This window comes from Streptomyces sp. NPDC005799 (assembly GCF_040630525.1).
Taxonomy (GTDB): Bacteria; Actinomycetota; Actinomycetes; order Streptomycetales; family Streptomycetaceae; genus Streptomyces; species Streptomyces griseorubiginosus_B.
The window spans coordinates 42,126-57,432 of sequence record NZ_JBEXXQ010000017.1 but is presented as its reverse complement, the minus strand read 5'-3'; the positions used below and the strand labels follow the sequence as shown (position 1 = coordinate 57,432).

Annotated in this window: 12 protein-coding genes and 1 riboswitch; of the genes, 2 read left to right on the top strand and 10 right to left on the bottom strand. The window is 72.0% G+C overall.

Translation table 11 applies throughout. The features are described from left to right. Positions 1 to 10 precede the first annotated feature (10 nt). Genes ABZ453_RS18550 through ABZ453_RS18530 form a run of 5 tightly spaced genes read right to left on the bottom strand, consistent with a single transcriptional unit; the run spans position 11 to position 7,170 of the window. On the bottom strand, positions 11 to 1,189 hold the full coding sequence (locus ABZ453_RS18550; RefSeq protein WP_359016016.1) for an FAD-dependent monooxygenase: 1,179 nt from the start codon (positions 1,187 to 1,189) through the stop codon (positions 11 to 13). Next, the gene (locus ABZ453_RS18545; RefSeq protein WP_359016015.1) at positions 1,186 to 2,748 is read right to left on the bottom strand and encodes a class I adenylate-forming enzyme family protein; all 1,563 of its coding nucleotides are present in this window, start codon (positions 2,746 to 2,748) and stop codon (positions 1,186 to 1,188) included. The genes ABZ453_RS18550 and ABZ453_RS18545 overlap by 4 nt, the downstream gene beginning before the upstream one ends. A 23-nt stretch (positions 2,749 to 2,771) precedes the next feature. Then, on the bottom strand, positions 2,772 to 4,295 hold the full coding sequence (locus ABZ453_RS18540) for an AMP-binding protein (protein WP_359016014.1): 1,524 nt from the start codon (positions 4,293 to 4,295) through the stop codon (positions 2,772 to 2,774). Then, on the bottom strand, positions 4,292 to 6,535 hold the full coding sequence (gene pabB / locus ABZ453_RS18535) for an aminodeoxychorismate synthase component I (RefSeq protein ID WP_359016013.1): 2,244 nt from the start codon (positions 6,533 to 6,535) through the stop codon (positions 4,292 to 4,294). Before pabB ends, ABZ453_RS18540 begins: the two co-directional genes overlap by 4 nt. A gap of 29 nt (positions 6,536 to 6,564) precedes the next feature. After that, the gene (locus tag ABZ453_RS18530) at positions 6,565 to 7,170 is read right to left on the bottom strand and encodes a hypothetical protein (protein WP_359016107.1); all 606 of its coding nucleotides are present in this window, start codon (positions 7,168 to 7,170) and stop codon (positions 6,565 to 6,567) included. Positions 7,171 to 7,353: 183 nt separating this feature from the next. Here ABZ453_RS18530 and ABZ453_RS18525 point away from each other — a divergent pair, with 183 nt between their 5' ends. Continuing rightward, entirely contained in the window at positions 7,354 to 8,133 is a 780-nt protein-coding gene (locus ABZ453_RS18525) for a DUF3050 domain-containing protein (protein ID WP_359016012.1), read from the top strand. Between the two features lie 388 nt (positions 8,134 to 8,521). Here ABZ453_RS18525 and ABZ453_RS18520 read toward each other — a convergent pair whose 3' ends face one another. Then, the gene (locus tag ABZ453_RS18520) at positions 8,522 to 9,385 is read right to left on the bottom strand and encodes a DMT family transporter (protein WP_359016106.1); all 864 of its coding nucleotides are present in this window, start codon (positions 9,383 to 9,385) and stop codon (positions 8,522 to 8,524) included. Positions 9,386 to 9,728: 343 nt separating this feature from the next. Further along, positions 9,729 to 10,934, bottom strand: a complete 1,206-nt coding sequence (gene rocD / locus ABZ453_RS18515; protein ID WP_359016011.1) for an ornithine--oxo-acid transaminase — start codon at positions 10,932 to 10,934, stop codon at positions 9,729 to 9,731. A 119-nt stretch (positions 10,935 to 11,053) separates the two neighbouring features. Next, positions 11,054 to 11,143: riboswitch (ZMP/ZTP riboswitch) on the top strand. A 43-nt stretch (positions 11,144 to 11,186) separates the two neighbouring features. On the opposite strand from rocD, the gene ABZ453_RS18510 reads away from it, so the two are divergent. After that, the gene (locus ABZ453_RS18510) at positions 11,187 to 12,638 is read left to right on the top strand and encodes a glycine hydroxymethyltransferase (RefSeq protein WP_359016010.1); all 1,452 of its coding nucleotides are present in this window, start codon (positions 11,187 to 11,189) and stop codon (positions 12,636 to 12,638) included. Between the two features lie 79 nt (positions 12,639 to 12,717). On the opposite strand, the gene ABZ453_RS18505 is transcribed toward ABZ453_RS18510, so the two are convergent. The 3 genes from ABZ453_RS18505 to ABZ453_RS18495 form a co-directional block, all read right to left on the bottom strand. Next, positions 12,718 to 13,434, bottom strand: coding sequence for a hypothetical protein (locus ABZ453_RS18505; RefSeq protein WP_359016009.1), 717 nt, complete (start codon positions 13,432 to 13,434; stop codon positions 12,718 to 12,720). Positions 13,435 to 13,599: 165 nt separating this feature from the next. Then, positions 13,600 to 14,493, bottom strand: coding sequence for a hypothetical protein (locus tag ABZ453_RS18500; RefSeq protein ID WP_359016105.1), 894 nt, complete (start codon positions 14,491 to 14,493; stop codon positions 13,600 to 13,602). 139 nt (positions 14,494 to 14,632) lie between these two features. Next, positions 14,633 to 15,235: an RNA polymerase sigma factor gene (locus tag ABZ453_RS18495; protein ID WP_359016008.1), complete on the bottom strand. Its 603-nt coding sequence runs from the start codon at positions 15,233 to 15,235 to the stop codon at positions 14,633 to 14,635. Positions 15,236 to 15,307: the final 72 nt, after the last annotated feature.

The following is a 15,307-nucleotide window of genomic DNA, read 5'->3' as shown; positions in this document are numbered from 1 at the left end:
TGCTCCTCCCTCAGTACTTGCCGCCGGCGACCACCGGGGCTCCGTTCCGCGGCCCGTACGGCGCGTGCTCCAGCCATGCCCCGCACCAGGGCAGCACGGGCGCGAGGACCGCCGCCGCGCGCTGTCTGGCCCGGACGATCCGGCGCCGGGGCCGCAGATGGTCCAGCGCGGTCTGGGCGGCGGCGCTGTTGAACAGCCCCGCGGCCCGCCGCACTCGCGCGAACTCGCCGACCGCGTCCGCCGTACCCGCAGCGACCGCCTCCGCGGCCGCCGCCGCGTCCGCGATCCCGCTGTTCATCCCGCGCGCCCCGAACGGCGGGAAGAGGTGCACCGCCTCACCGACGAGCAGCACCCGCCGGTGCTGATCCGTGAAGGAGGCCGCCACCATCCGCAGGAAGCGGTACGTCGACACCCACAGGATCCGCTCGGCGTATCCGTCGCCCACGACCGCCGGCAGCCACCTGCGTACCGTCTCCCGGGTGCCGAAGTCCTCCTGCGCGTCGTCGTCCCGGCACTGCAGATCGACCTGGAACCCCCCGGCGAACGGCACCCGCATCACACTGCGCCCGCCGACGCCCGGATGCTCGTAGTGGAAGACCCGCTCGGACACCGGCTCGGCGCCCTCGGCCTCCGCCACGTCGACGACCACGTGGAAGCCCTCGCCCCGCTCGCCCTCCATGGGAATGCCCAGCCCCCGCCGCACGGCCGACCGCGCGCCATCCGCCGCCACGACGTACCCGCAGCCCCACTCCCGCCCGTCCGCGCAGGTCAGCACCGCCTCGTCCGGTGTCGTCCGCACGCCCGTGACGCGCGTGCCCCACACGAACTCCACCCCCGCCCGCTCGCAGGCCCCCCGCAGAAAGCGCTCGGTGTCCACCTGACGCAGGCTGGTGAAGGGCGGCGGGCCGGACGGGGGCGGGAAGGTGCGGGAGTACACCTCCCGCCCCCGGTACAGGGTCCGTTTCGTCTGCCAGACACGCCCGTACGCCGTGATCTCCCCGGCCAGCCCCGGCAGCATCCCGTCGAGCAGCGCGAGAGTCTCGCGGTGCACGAACAGGGCCCGGCTGCCCGGCCGTTCGCGGCCCTCGGCGTCCGCCTCCAGCAGCACCACCGGCAGCCCGCGCGCCCGCAGCCCGAGCGCCGCCGACAGCCCCACGGGCCCGGCGCCGACCACCACGACCGGAATCACGCGCGTGCGCCCTCCGTCAGCATCCGGCTGATCTCCACCCGCTTGACCTTCCAGGTCGCGGTCATCGGCAGTTCCTCGAACCGCCACTGCCGAGGCTCGGCCAACGCCGGCAGATCGGCGGTCGCCTCCCGCCAGCGCTCCGGGTCCAGTGGCCGCTCGCCCCGTACACACACCACCGGCACCGGCTCCCGGTCCGCGCCCGGCACGATGACGACCTCACGCAGCTCCTCCAGGCGGTCCATCAGCGCGTCCTCGACCTCCAGATTGCTGTGCACGGAGTCAATCCGGTCGATCTCCCGGTCGATCAGGTACAGGGCGCCCAAGCGGCTGCGATGCCCCATGTCGCCCATCTCCCACCAGCCGTCGTTCAGCTGCCGGTCGTAGCGGTCCCGCATGCCGAGATACGTGAGGATCCGTCCCCGGGTGCGCGCCTCGATCCGTCCGGGCGTGCCCGGCGCCACGGGCCGCCCGTCGGGCCCGGTGACCCGCACCCGGGTGAACCCCGGTATCGCGATCCCGACCCGCCGTCCGTCCGCGCGCGCGGCACTGCGCCGGGTGAACCACTGGAAGGCGACCGGCCCGGTCTCGCTCTGCCCGTACAGCTGGATCAGCCAGGGCGTACGGCGCCTGGAGGCGTCCAGCAGCCGCCGTACCGTGCGCGGATGGATCGCGTCGAACGTCGAGCCGTACGACTTCACCCGTGACAGGGGCGCGCCCGCTGCGTCCGCCAACTCCTCCCACAGCACGAAGGTGTTGGGGTGGGTCTCGACGATGCCGGGCCGGTGCCGGGTGAGCAGGGGTCCCACGGTGGCCGGGTCGGGGTCGGTGATCAGCACCAGCGGACTGCCGAAGTGCAGCAGCACGCCGAGCAGATGGTAGAAGCGCGAGTGCACGAACGACATGTGCAGCGCGGCCGTCTCGCCGCGCGTCGGCCAGCCCATCGCCTTCTGCGGCACCAGCCGGTTCCACATGGTGTTCGCGCAGTGCACGGCGAGCTTGGGCAAGCCGGTCGTGCCCGAACTGTGGGTGATGAGCGACGGTTCGCGCGGATGCAGACGCACCGGGGCCGGGCGTTCGGCGCCCGCGTGCTCGGCCAGGGGCTCGGCGCCGGGCGCGTCGTCCACGGACACCACGCACCGCACGGCGGGCTTCAGCCCCTTCAGCGGCCCCTCCAGCTTGGCCCGGTCGGTGATCAGCCAAGGCTCGCGCAGCCGCTCGGTCAACTGCCCCACCACCTCGCCCGACAAGGCCGGGGACAGCAGCACCGGCACCGCGCCGATCCGGGAGATCGCGCAGGTCAGCAACACGATGTCGACGTTGTCCGTCTTGTGCACGACCACCTGCTCCGAGGGCCGTACCCCGGCCGCCCACAGTCGGCCCGACAGGTCCTCGACGGCGTCCGCGAGCGCCGAGTAGGTGAGGTCGACGCCGAGGGCGGGGTGGGTGTCCAGCGGCCGGTCCAGGGTGACGAAGACGGCTCCGTGCCGGTCGGCCGCCCGGCGGAACACCTGACCCAGGTAGAACCCCCGGTCGGCGAGCGGTGGTTGCTGCTGTCGCATCTGGCCGTTCCCTTCAGTGACGGTCACCAGGCGCCCTGGCGGACGAGGTGACGGCGGAGCTTGCCGGTGGGGGTGCGGGGCAGGGACGCCACCAGGCTCACGCTGCGGGGCACCTTGAAGGCGGCGAGCTGTTCGCGCGCCAGGCGCAGGAGGTCGTCCCGCAGACCGTCCGGGACGGGCGTGACGGGGACGACGAAGGCGCGCAGCCGGCTGACGCCGGTGCCGTCGGTGACGGTCACGACCGCGACCTCCCGCACCGCCGGATGGGTGCGCAGTACCGCCTCCACCTCCAGCGGGGAGACGGTGATCCCACCGACCATCTCCATGTCGTCGGCCCGGCCGAGGTGCCGGTAGGCGCCGTCCGGTTCGCGCACCGCCCGGTCGTGCGTGGCGAGCCAGCCGCCGACGAGGGTGCGGGCCGTCTCCTCGGGACGGTTGAGGTAACCGGGGGTCACCGTCGGGCCGCGCACCCACAGTTCGCCCTCGATGCCGTCCGGGACCGGCCGGCCCGCGCGGTCGCGCAGCTCCACCTCGAAACCGGGCACGGGACGCCCGACGGTGCCCGGGTGATTGTGCTCGAAACCGTTGGCGCAGAAGGCGTGACCGGCCTCGGTGGAGCCGATCTGCTCCAGCACCGGCGCCCCGAGCAGCTCGGTGATGCGTCCGCCGAGCCCGTCCGGCAGCCCCTCGCCGGCCGACACCGCGGCCCGCACGGAGGCGAAGCAGGCCTCGTGCCCGCTGCCCCGGTCGGCCACCAGCGCGGCGTAGGCGGACGGTACCGAGTACAGCAGCGTCACACGGTGCCGGGCGACCAGCGCGTCCACGGCGGCCGGGGTCGGACGCCGGTCCACCAGCACGGCGGAGGAGCCGGAGAAGAGCGGGAAGACGAACGCGTTGCCGAAGCCGTAGGCGAAGTACAGCTTCGACACCGACAGGGTGACGTCGTCCCGGGTGATCCGCAGCAGCCGCCGCCCGATGAGGTCGTGGTACGTCTTCGGGTCGCCGTGCGTGTGCACCACACCCTTTGGACGGCCCGTCGTACCGGACGTGTACTGCACATACAGCGGTGTGTGCGCGTCGACCGGGTGGGCCGGGGCCGGTCCGGCGGAGGCACTGAGCGCGAGGAGCTGGTCGGCGCCGAGCCGCTCCCGGCCCGCGAAGCGGTCCTCCGGGCCCGGTCCCGTCACACACAGCACGGCGGTGGTGTCCGCGGCCATGAACGCCTGGTCGGCGGCGGGGAGTTCGGGGTTGACCAGGACGGCGACGGCGCCGAGCCGGGCGGTGGCGAGGAACGCCGTCACCCAGGCGATCCCGTCGGGCAGCGCCAGCACCACCCGGTCCCCGGGCCGCACCCCGTGCCCCTCGAGCACGGTCGCCGCCTTCGCCGCCAGGGCGTGCACCTGACCGTGGGTCCACACCCGGTGCCCCTGGTGGAAGGCGGGCCGGTCGGTCCAGCCCCGCCACTCGGCGAGCCCGGCGAGCTGCGCGGCCAGGTTGCCGGGCGCGTCGAAGTCGGCCGGGGCCAGCGTGCTCTGCGGAGTCGTCATCGCACCGGCTCCTCGCTCGCCGCGCGCTCCTGACGGGCGTCGGCACGGGCCGAGGCGTGCTGCCGCTGCTCACGGATCCGTTCCGCCGTATGCAGGTGCAGGGCCCGCATCTGGGCCGCCGTCTTCAGCAGCATCTCGTCGTACTCGGCGACCGGATCGGAGTCCAGGACGATCGCGCCCCCGGCCCCCAGCTGCATCAGCCCGTCCGCGAACACGGCCGTACGGATGACGATGTTGAGATCCGCGCCCCCGCTGCACCCCAGGTAGCCGAGAGCGCCGGCGTACACACCCCGGGCCTCCGTCTCCAGGGAGTCGATGATCTCCAGGGTGCGCAGCTTGGGCGCCCCGGTCATCGAGCCGCCGGGGAAGCAGGCCCGTACGCAGTCCACCGCGTCCGTGCCCTCCCGCAGCCGTCCCTCGACGGTGGAGACCAGCTGGTGCACCGTCGCGTACGTCTCGGTGGCCATCAGCCGGGTCACCCGCACCGAGCCGGTCCGGCAGACCCGGCCCAGGTCGTTGCGGAGCAGATCGACGATCATCAGGTTCTCGGCGCGGGTCTTCGCGTCCGCCGCCAGCGCGTCCCGCAGCCGGGCGTCCTCCTCGGGCCCCTCACCCCGGGGCGCGGTGCCCTTGACGGGCCGCGCCTCGGCGACGCCGTCCCGGGTGATCCGCAGGAACCGCTCGGGGGAGGAGCCGGCCACGTCCACGTCCCCGAACCGCAGGAAGGCCGCGTACGGCGCCGGGTTCACCCGCCGCAGCACCCGGTAGAAGTCGAACGCGTCCGGCGGGGCGGGTAACCGCGCGGCGTTCGTCAGGCATATCTCGTAGCTGGTGCCCTTGCGCAACTCCCGTCGGCACGCCTCGATGTCCGCGAGATACGTCGCCCGGTCCCGCACCAGCCAGGGCTCCGCGGCGCCGAGATCGGGCTCCGCCCGCGCGGGCAGCGGGGACGGTTCGGACTCGGCGGCGACGAACGACAGCTGCGCCAGCGCGCTCTCGAGCCAGTCCTCGGCCTCCCGCGCGGCCTGCGGGGTGTCCTCGGCGAGACAGACCGCGTAGGTGAACCCCTTCAGATGGTCCACCGCGACGATCCGGTCCGCGAACAGCCAACAGGCGTCCGGCACGTCGGAGGAGTGCCGGTTCGGTGACCCGCAGTCGGCCTTCGTCTCGTAGCCGAAGTAGCCGACATAACCCCCCGTGAAGTCGAAGGGCAGCCCGGTGCCGTCCACTCGACGGCTCGTCAACTGCCGTCGCAGATAGTCGAAGACGCTCGCTGCCACCTTGCGCGGCGGCCGCCCGGCCCGCTCGATCTTGCACCGGCCGCTGTCGACGTCGTAACGGACGAACTCCGCCAGCGGCCCGCTGTCGTCCCCGAAGAACGAGAACCGCGCGAGCCCCTCCTCCACCAGGGCACTGTCCAGCCAGAACGCCCGCCGTGAGGTCCCGTACATCCGCGTGAAGGCCGCCTCCGGGTCGACCGCGCCGGCGATGCGCCGGGTGTGCAGACGGTAGGCGGGGGTCGCGCGCCGGGGGCGGGGGATGGCCGGCGCGGAGGCCGGGGAGGCGGCGTGCCGGGGACGCGGGACCGCCGGCTGGGGGATCGCCGCCACGGCCGGGGTGACGGCGGTGTTCTTCGTACGCTGCTTACGGGCCCGTTCCGCCGTCAGATTGCGGAAGTTGACGAGCATGCGGTGGCCGTACTCGGTCAGCACCGACTCCGGATGGAACTGCACCCCCCACAGCGGTCGGCTCCGGTGCTTGACCCCCATCAGCACACCGTCCTCCGCCCAGGCGGTGGCCTCCAGGGTCTCCGGGAGCGGCTCGGGCACGGCCAGCGAGTGGTAACGCACCGCGGTGAAGTCCTGCGGCAGCCCCAGGAACAGGTCCCGTCCGTCGTGCCGGACCGTGGACAGATGCCCGTGCCGTGGCTGAGGGGCGGGTTCCACCCGGGCCCCCTCGCCGAGCGCCATGCCCTGGTGCCCCAGACAGACCCCGAGCACGGGGATCGGGGACACGACGAGCACGGCGGCACTGAGCCCGAAGTCCCGAGGTTCGGCGGGGTGCCCGGGCCCCGGCGAGATGACGACATTGTCGAATTCCGCGAGATACCCCACCAGATCGGGAATTCTGTCGGCGACGTCGTTCAGGACCACAACCGGTTCCTCGCCGTTGACCTCGGCGATCAGCTGGAACAGGTTGTACGTGTACGAGTCGTAATTGTCGATGAGCAGGGTCTTCACCCGCCCACCTCCCTTTTTTCGTTCCGGGCCTATGCGGTCCGTCTTTTGTGCCGTCCCCGCAGTGCCTGGAGCGGTGGATACAGCCATTTCTTGAAGAAACGCTGAAGCCGTGGCATGAGGATCCAGGTGACGAGGGCCGTCACACACAGGCACAACAGCAGTGTGCGGACGAGCGGATTGAGTCCGCCGAGATAGGGAATGACAAGCAGATTGAACAGGAGCACCGGCGGAAAAACCGCGCTCATGTTGATGAACCAGAGTTTCCATTTCGGAGGCGGGGTCGGCGCCTTCGGCGCGATGGTCTGGGAGTCGAACCACACCTTGGACCCGCGTACGCTCCGGCGCTCCGCCTGCCTGGCGAAGCCCGCCGTCCGTACATCCCACTGCGCCCGCTCGGCGGAGTCCTCCCAGGTCCGAGCCGTGTCATCACTGGCGAAGCGATAGACCACATGCCACTCCGCCTCTCGGTCGACAAGGACGCCACCCCCCAGGAAGCCCGGCTGTTGAGCGCTCGCGCCCAGCATCGCCCACCCCCACGAGTGGAAGTCGGCCTCTCGGCCCGGCACCACGTGGTAGGCCACGGTGACGGTGACGGGATTGCTGCTCACGACGACTGGTACGCAAGATCTCCACATGGCGTTCAATTTTCAACGACGGTTTTTTCGAGTGTCCGGATAGTGGCTGTTTATCAGCCTTTTGGGCGCCTTGACGTGTTGTAGGGAACTGTACTTGAGGTAACTTCCGCGAAATTTTTGGAAGCGCTTGCCGAGTAACTGGTAAAAGCTGCACGATCGCCTTCCCCCGACCGAAGGAGAATCATGTCCAGGTACGACTGGGACATGCAGCACGAAGGAATCGACCGGGCCCGTTCCGTGATCGAACCAGCACGAAAAGAAGTGACCGCGCACCCGATTTACCGGCAGATAAACAGCCGGGCCGACATGGCCACGTTCATGGCCCACCACGTCTTCGCGGTGTGGGACTTCATGTCCCTGCTGAAGTCGCTGCAACGCGAACTCACCTGCGTCGACGTCCCCTGGCGTCCGCGTGGTTCACAGGTCAGCCGGCGCCTCATCAACGACATCGTCCTCGTCGAGGAGAGCGACGAGCTGAACGGCGGCTTCACCAGCCACTTCGAGCTCTACCGCGCCGGCATGGAGGAGGCGGGGGCCGACGCGACGCGTATCGACACCTTCCTCGGCCTGATTGGGGAGGGTCACGGCGTGCCGGCCGCACTGCGCGGCGCCCAAGTCCCGCTCCCCGCGTCCGACTTCGTGCGCACGACCTTCGGCATCATCGAGGACCGCCCCCTGCACTGCCGGGCCGCCGCCTTCGCCTTCTCCCGCGAGGACCTGATCCCCGACATGTTCGACCAGGTCATCAAGAAGGAGGGCACGGAACGCTTCCCGCTCTTCTGCGACTACCTCGCCCGCCACATCGAGGTCGACGGCGAGGAACACACCCCCATGGCCATGCAGATGGTCGCCGACCTCTGCGGCACCGACGACACCCGCTGGGAGCAGGCCGTCGAGACGGCGATCCTCGCCCTGGAGGCCAGGTCACGCCTGTGGGACGGCATCATGGAGGCGATGGGCTGAGCACCGGCACGTGGGTGGGGGACCGGCCCAGCGCGCCGGCCTCGGTTGCGTGGGGCGTCGGTCTCGGCGGCTCGTGTGTGGGTCTCGGTGGTGCGTCGGCCTCGCTTGCGTGGGGCGGCGGCCTCAGCCGCTCGTGCGTCGGTCTCGGCGGCTCCGGGGCGTCGGTCTTAGCGGCTCGGGGTCGGTCTCGGTGGTGCGGGGCGGGGGTCTCGGCCGCTCGCGTGTCGGTCTCGGCGGCACCGGTCGCCGGTCTCAGCCGCTCGCGCCTCGGGCTCAGTCGCTCAGGCCGTCGGTCTCAGCGGTAAGGCCGCCGGTCGCCGGCCGCTCAGCGCACCGGCCCCGGCCGCTGCCGTCGGCTTCAGCCGTTCAGTGCGTCGGCCTCAGCCGCTCAGGCGGCCGGCGGTCCCGCAGTTGAACCCTGGGAGGTCTCCGGTTCGGACGGAGTCGGTGCCTCGCCGAACCGTGCCAGTGCCAGCGCTCCCGCCACCGCGACGAGGAACCCCAGCACCGCCAGCCAGGCAAGCCCCTCCCGCGTCCGGTCGCCGAGCCACACCACGCCCACCGTCGCCGGCCAGAGCGTCTCGCCGATGACCATGCCGGCGGTGGCCGTGGTGACCGAACCGCGCTGCAACGCCGAGGTCAGCAGCAGGAAGGCGGCGCCGCCACCGATCAGCAGGGCGTACGTCGCCGGGTTGGCGAGGAGCTCCAGCGGTGCGAGCGAGTCGATCAGCCGGACCGCCACCTCGACCACCCCGAACCCGAATCCGGCCCCCAGTCCCAGCACCAGGTCCCGTCCCCGCCCGGACCAGCGTCCGCTCAACAGCCCGAGCGTCAGCACCGCCACCGCGATCGCGAGCATCGCCCATTTCAGCGCCATGGAGCCGTGGCGATCCCCCTCGGCGCCCGACGCCAGTCCCAGCATCGCGAGTCCGGCGCACACCACGCCGACCGCACTCCACTCCATCCGGCTCAGCCGCACGTGCAGCAGCCGTGCCGCGACCACCCCGGTCACCGCCAGGCTGGACGCCAGGGCCGCGGCGACCGCGTAGATGGGCAGCGACCGCAGCGCCGCGATCTGCAGCAGGAACCCCAGCCCGTCCAGCCCGAGTCCGGCCAGATACCGCCACTGCCGCAGCGCCCGCAGCAGCAGTGCGGCCTCACCGCCGCCACCGGTGGTCGCGGCCCGCGCGGCGACCGCCTGCAGCACCGTCGCCGTACCGAAACAGACCGCCGCTCCGAGCGCGCACACCATCCCAAAGATCACAAAGTGACTGTAGGGGAGAGCGTCCGGAGTGGGGGTGCCGGGGGCCGATCTCCTCTCGATCTCCAGGCCGGCGGCCAGAGGGCCGCCGCAAGCGGCCGCACCCACAACCACACCACAGCCACAGCCACAGCCACACCGACGGTCACATCAACGGGGAGACACGCCATGGCGGACGCACGCAGACAACTCCGGTCGGGCACGGTCGTACTCGGCGGCATGGGCCTGCTCGCCGCCACCCGCGCCGCCTGCTCCGCCGACCCCGACAAGCGGTGCGTGTGGCCGCGTGCGGTGACGGTCGTGCGTGGTGGCGCCGGCGTCGATGGAGGGCGTCTCACTCGCCGAGCACGTCCCGCAGGCGGGCCAGGCCCCAGTCCAGGTCCTCCTCGGTGATGACCAGCGGCGGCGCGATCCGGATCGTCGCGCCATGGGTGTCCTTGACCAGCACACCCCGGTCCATCAGCTTCTCGGACACCTCGCGACCGGTGCCGTGGCGCGGATGGACGTCGACGCCGGCCCACAGACCCCGTCCGCGCACCGCGGTCAGCCGGCCCGTCCCGGCCAACGCCCCCAGTTCCCGGTGCAGATGCCCGCCCAGCTCCGCCGCCCGTGCCTGGAACTCGCCCGTCCGCAGCATCGCGATCACCTCCAGTGCCACCGCACAGGCCAGCGGATTCCCGCCGAACGTCGACCCGTGTTCCCCGGGCCGGAACACCCCGAGCACCGCCGCGCTCGACACCACCGCCGACACCGGCACGATTCCGCCGCCCAGCGCCTTTCCGAGCACATACATGTCGGGCACCACGCCCTCGTGCTCGCACGCGAAGGTCCGCCCCGTCCGTCCCAGCCCCGACTGGATCTCGTCGGCGACGAACAGCACATCCCGCTCCCGCGTCAGCTCCCGCACCGCCCGCAGATATCCCGCAGGCGGCACCAGCACCCCCGCCTCGCCCTGGATCGGCTCCAGCAGCACGGCCACCGTGTTCTCCGTGACCGCCGAACGCATCGCCGTCACATCCCCGTACGGCACGATCTCGAAGCCCGGCGTGTACGGCCCGTAGTCGGCCCGGGCCTCCGTGTCGGTCGAGAAGCTGATGAGGGTCGTCGTACGGCCGTGGAAGTTGTTGCCCGCGACGACGATCTTCGCCATCTCCGCGGGCACGCCCTTGACCCGGTAGCCCCATTTCCGGGCCGTCTTCACCGCGGTCTCCACCGCCTCGGCGCCCGTGTTCATCGGCAGCACCATCTCCATGCGGCACAGCTCTGCGAGCTGCTCGCAGAACGCGGCGAACCGATCGTGGTGAAACGCCCGCGAGGTGAGCGTCACCCGGTCCAGCTGAGCCTTCGCCGCTTCCAGCAGCCGTCGGTTGCGGTGGCCGAAGTTGAGGGCGGAGTAGCCGGCCAGCAGGTCCAGATAGCGCCGCCCCTCCACATCCGTCATCCAGGCGCCGTCGGCCGAGGCGACGACCACGGGCAGCGGGTGGTAGTTGTGCGCGCTGTGCGCGTCGGCGGCGGCGATGAGTGTCTCCGTAGCGGTCACGGGATCTCCAGACGGTGCCGAGAGGGGACGGTGGTGAGGTCGACGGTGTGGCCCCCTTCCTATCCTCGCTCGCATGGTGGACGTGGGATCTCACGCGTGCGGCACGGCCGGTAGGCTGGCCGACGGGCCGTGACTGGCGCGCTGGGATGGGACCGACCATCGGGGAGCGGCCTGCGAGTGAGCGAGTGCCGTGCGCCTGGGCCAACCGTGAACCGTGAACGCTTCAAGCCACGCCACCCGGAGGCCGACGACATGACAGAGCAGCAGCCCCTCTCCACCGAGTCCACCGCCTTCCGCGCAGCCCTCGACGTGATCCGCGCCGTCGAGCCCGGCGTGGCCGACGCCATCGGCCAGGAGGTCGCCGACCAGCGCGAGATGCTCAAGCTGATCGCCTCCGAGAACTACGCCTCCCCGGCCACCCTGCTCGCGATGGGCAACTGGTTCAGCGACAAGTACGCCGAGGGCACCATCGGCCGCCGCTTCTACGCCGGCTGCCGCAACGTGGACACCGTCGAGTCCCTCGCCGCCGACCACGCCAAGGCACTCTTCGGCGCCCGGCACGCCTACGTCCAGCCGCACTCCGGCATCGACGCCAACCTCGTCGCCTTCTGGTCCGTGCTCGCCCAGCGCGTCGAGACCCCCGCCCTGGAGAAGGCCGGCGTCCGCCAGGTCAACGACCTCAGCGAGGCCGACTGGGCCGAACTGCGGCAGGCCTTCGGCAACCAGCGCATGCTCGGCATGTCCCTGGACGCCGGTGGCCATCTGACCCACGGCTTCCGCCCGAACATCTCCGGCAAGATGTTCGACCAGCGCTCCTACGGCACCGACCCGGCCACCGGCCTGATCGACTACGAGGCGCTGCGCGCGTCCGCCCGCGACTTCAAGCCGCTGATCATCGTCGCCGGCTACTCCGCCTACCCACGCCTCGTGAACTTCCGGATCATGCGGGAGATCGCCGACGAGGTCGGGGCGACCCTGATGGTGGACATGGCGCACTTCGCCGGTCTGGTCGCGGGCAAGGTGCTGACCGGCGACTTCGACCCGGTCCCGCACGCCCAGATCGTCACCACCACCACCCACAAGTCACTGCGCGGCCCGCGCGGCGGCATGGTGCTGTGCGACGACTCCCTCAAGGACCAGGTCGACCGCGGCTGCCCGATGGTGCTCGGCGGCCCGCTCCCGCACGTGATGGCAGCCAAGGCCGTCGCCCTCGCCGAGGCCCGGCAGCCCTCGTTCCAGGACTACGCCCAGCGCATCGTCGACAACTCCCGTGCGCTGGCGGACGGCCTGATGCGACGCGGCGCCACCCTCGTCACCGGCGGCACGGACAACCACCTCAACCTGATCGACGTCGCCACCTCCTACGGCCTCACCGGCCGTCAGGCCGAGGCCGCGCTGCTGGAGTCCGGCATCGTCACCAACCGCAACGCCATCCCCGCCGACCCGAACGGCGCCTGGTACACCTCCGGCATCCGCGTCGGCACCCCCGCCCTGACCACCCGCGGACTGGGCACCGCCGAGATGGACGAGGTCGCCGGCCTCATCGACCGTGTCCTGACCACGGCGGAGCCCGGCACCACCAAGTCGGGCGCGCCGTCCAAGGCCCAGCACGTCCTCGACCCGAAGATCGCGGACGAGATCTCCCACCGCGCGACCGACCTCGTGGCCGGCTTCCCGCTGTACCCGGAGATCGACCTGGGCTGAACGCGCCCCTCGCGCGACGCACCCTCTTGAGTTGTCAAGGACCGGCGACTCCCGGAGATCGGCTCTCACAGGTCGGCCTTCACAGATCGATGAGCTCCTGTCGTGGTTCCTCCCGCGGCGGCCCCGCATCTCGCCGGGCCGCCGCGCGGCGTATCAGCACGGTGCCGCCCGCCCCGACGGCGATCCCCACGGCCAGCCCCGCAACCGCCCACCGGACACCGTCCCGGCCGGACTCCGCCCGAGCGGCCCCCCGCCCGGCCGCGTCTTCGGCACCCCCGTCGTCAGCGCGCCCCGCCCCGCCCAGCCCGCTGAGCACCCTCTCCTGCTCCAGCCGGACGAACACCGAGCGCGGTGCCCGATGCCAGCGGATGTCGTCGTCCTGGACGTCCGGCGCGGGATCGCTGCGTATCCAGGGCGTGCCGTCCGGCGCCACGAACAGCTGGTCCTGCCGCTCGACGGCCACGTCATCACCCGGCGCCCGGTTGGTCTGCGGCCAGCCTCCGACCCCTGTCAGCCCCCAGATCACCGTGAATTCCACCGGCGGATAGCGGTCCTCGTTCCAGCTCGCCGGCACTCGCTCCGTCCCCTCGTACGTCGGCCGCAGCAGCTCCCGAAGCCGGGCGAAGGCCGGCTCAGGGGACCGCAGCACCGCCGTCCGCCCGGTGCCACCCGCGACGATCATCGCCAGATCCGGGACGTCCCGGCCCGGAACCCGCGGTGAAGCCTGGGCGTCCTGCGACGGCCGCGGCACCGAGGAGTCACCGTCATGCCCCGAAGCCGCAGCCCGACCGGCCATCCCCACCCCCAACACGACCGCCAACGCTCCCGCCACGGCCGTCAGTTCACGAACCAGACCCCTCCACATGCGATCCCCCAGCCAGTCGCTCCCTGCGGCCCACCGCGAGCCGCGTGTCACTTCTGGTACACCGCCCGACCCGCCGGGGTTCCCACCCTCCGCACATCAACGGGAAGATTTCCGCGGAGGCGCCGACGCCGACGTCTCGAGGGATTTCGCGATCTCCACCGCCCTGGATCTGGACGCCACCCCCTCCAACCGCAGCGTCACCTCGCCGCGGCCGTCGCCGCTCGGGTGGGTCCACAGCAGTGTCGGCCCCGCGGTCCGCTCCTTTCGGGTGAAACGGTCGCCGTCCGCGTCGACCAGCCAGAAGCTCAGCAGATGCGGGTGGGCGAACCACAGGGCGTAGCGCTGCACACCGGACGCCGAGGGCTTCCCGCCCAGCCCGATCCACTCCGGTGACTCCCGCAGCCGCTTGGTGAACCCCGCGTCGAGCGAGGCCGGGAACTCGTCCAGGCGGATCGTCCGCCCGCCCCGCCCGCCCTCCCGCCAGCACAGGCTCACCAGGAACCGTCCGTGCGGCTCGCCCGTCACCGTCACCGTGTCCGGCATCCCGAGCCGGTCCGGGACCAGTGGCTCGAAGCCGGCCCGGCGCCGCGCCTGACCGAGTGAGACCGACCTGCCGCAGCCGGGCACCTCGGCACCCGCCGAAGGCACCGCCGACGGGTCGTACCGCACCTGCACCCCGCCGTAGTCGAACCAGTCCAGCACCGCGGCCCGCACCGGAGGCGTGAGCGCGAGCACCGTCAGCAGGCCGCACAGCGCCGCGGTCAGCGAGCGCCACCGCGTCCGCGTCCAGCGCCGGACCGCACGCAGCCGCTCCCGGGCGCCCCGGTGTTCGGCGACCGGGACCGCCAGATGCTCGGCCAGTATCTGCCCGAGCACCCGCTCGACCATCGTCTCGGAGCCGAAGGAACCGTCGCCGCGGCCCGCGCCCTCCGAGCCTTCCGCGCCGTCCGGGTCCAGTGACCGGCCCAGCGCCCGCAACTCGTCCGGCAGCCGGGCGGCACCGTCCTCACGACGCCACCGGTCACGCCCCCGCGCTCCCGCACCCCGGTCGCCGCCCCGGCCGCGCGGACCCCGGCCGCCGGCGCCCACCGGCCCCCGGCCGCCCTCACCGCCGTACGCCTCCCGTCCCTCACTCACGCTCTTCACCCCCTTCCCGGGACTCGAAATCCGGCAGGAGCCGGCCCAGTTTGCGCAGGGCGCGGTTGAGGCGGGACTTGACCGTCCCGCGCGGCCAGCCCAGGGCCTGGGCCGTCTCGGACTCGTCCATCTCCAGGAGATAGCGGTAGGTGACGACCAGGCGGTGCTCCTCGCTCAACTGCTCCAGGGCGGCGAGGAGGGCCGCGCGGCGCTCCGTGTGCAGGGTCGCCACCGCCGGGTCCGCCGATTCCGGTATCAGCGGCTCCGCCTCCACGAAGGCCGCCTCCCGGCCGGCGAGCGTGCGCTGCCGGGCAGCCGTACGCACTGTGTTCCTCGTCTCATTGGCGACGATCGACAACAGCCACGGCTTGAAGGCCCTGTCCTCCCGGAACCTGCCCAGCGCGCAGTACGCCTTGACGAAGGCCTGCTGCACCACGTCCTCCGCGTCCGCACCCGCCCCGAGCGCCGCGGCCGCCCTGAGCGCGATGCCCGTATGGGCCCGCACCAGCTCCGCGTACGCCTCCGGCTCTCCGGCGCGCACCCGGGCGATCACCGCGGCCTCATCGACGATGCGGCCCCCCTCCCGCGTTCTCACACTCTTGTTACACCGCGCAGGACGGATCGGTTCCCACCTGTTTCCCACGTGTTCCGGATCGGCCCCCCAGAC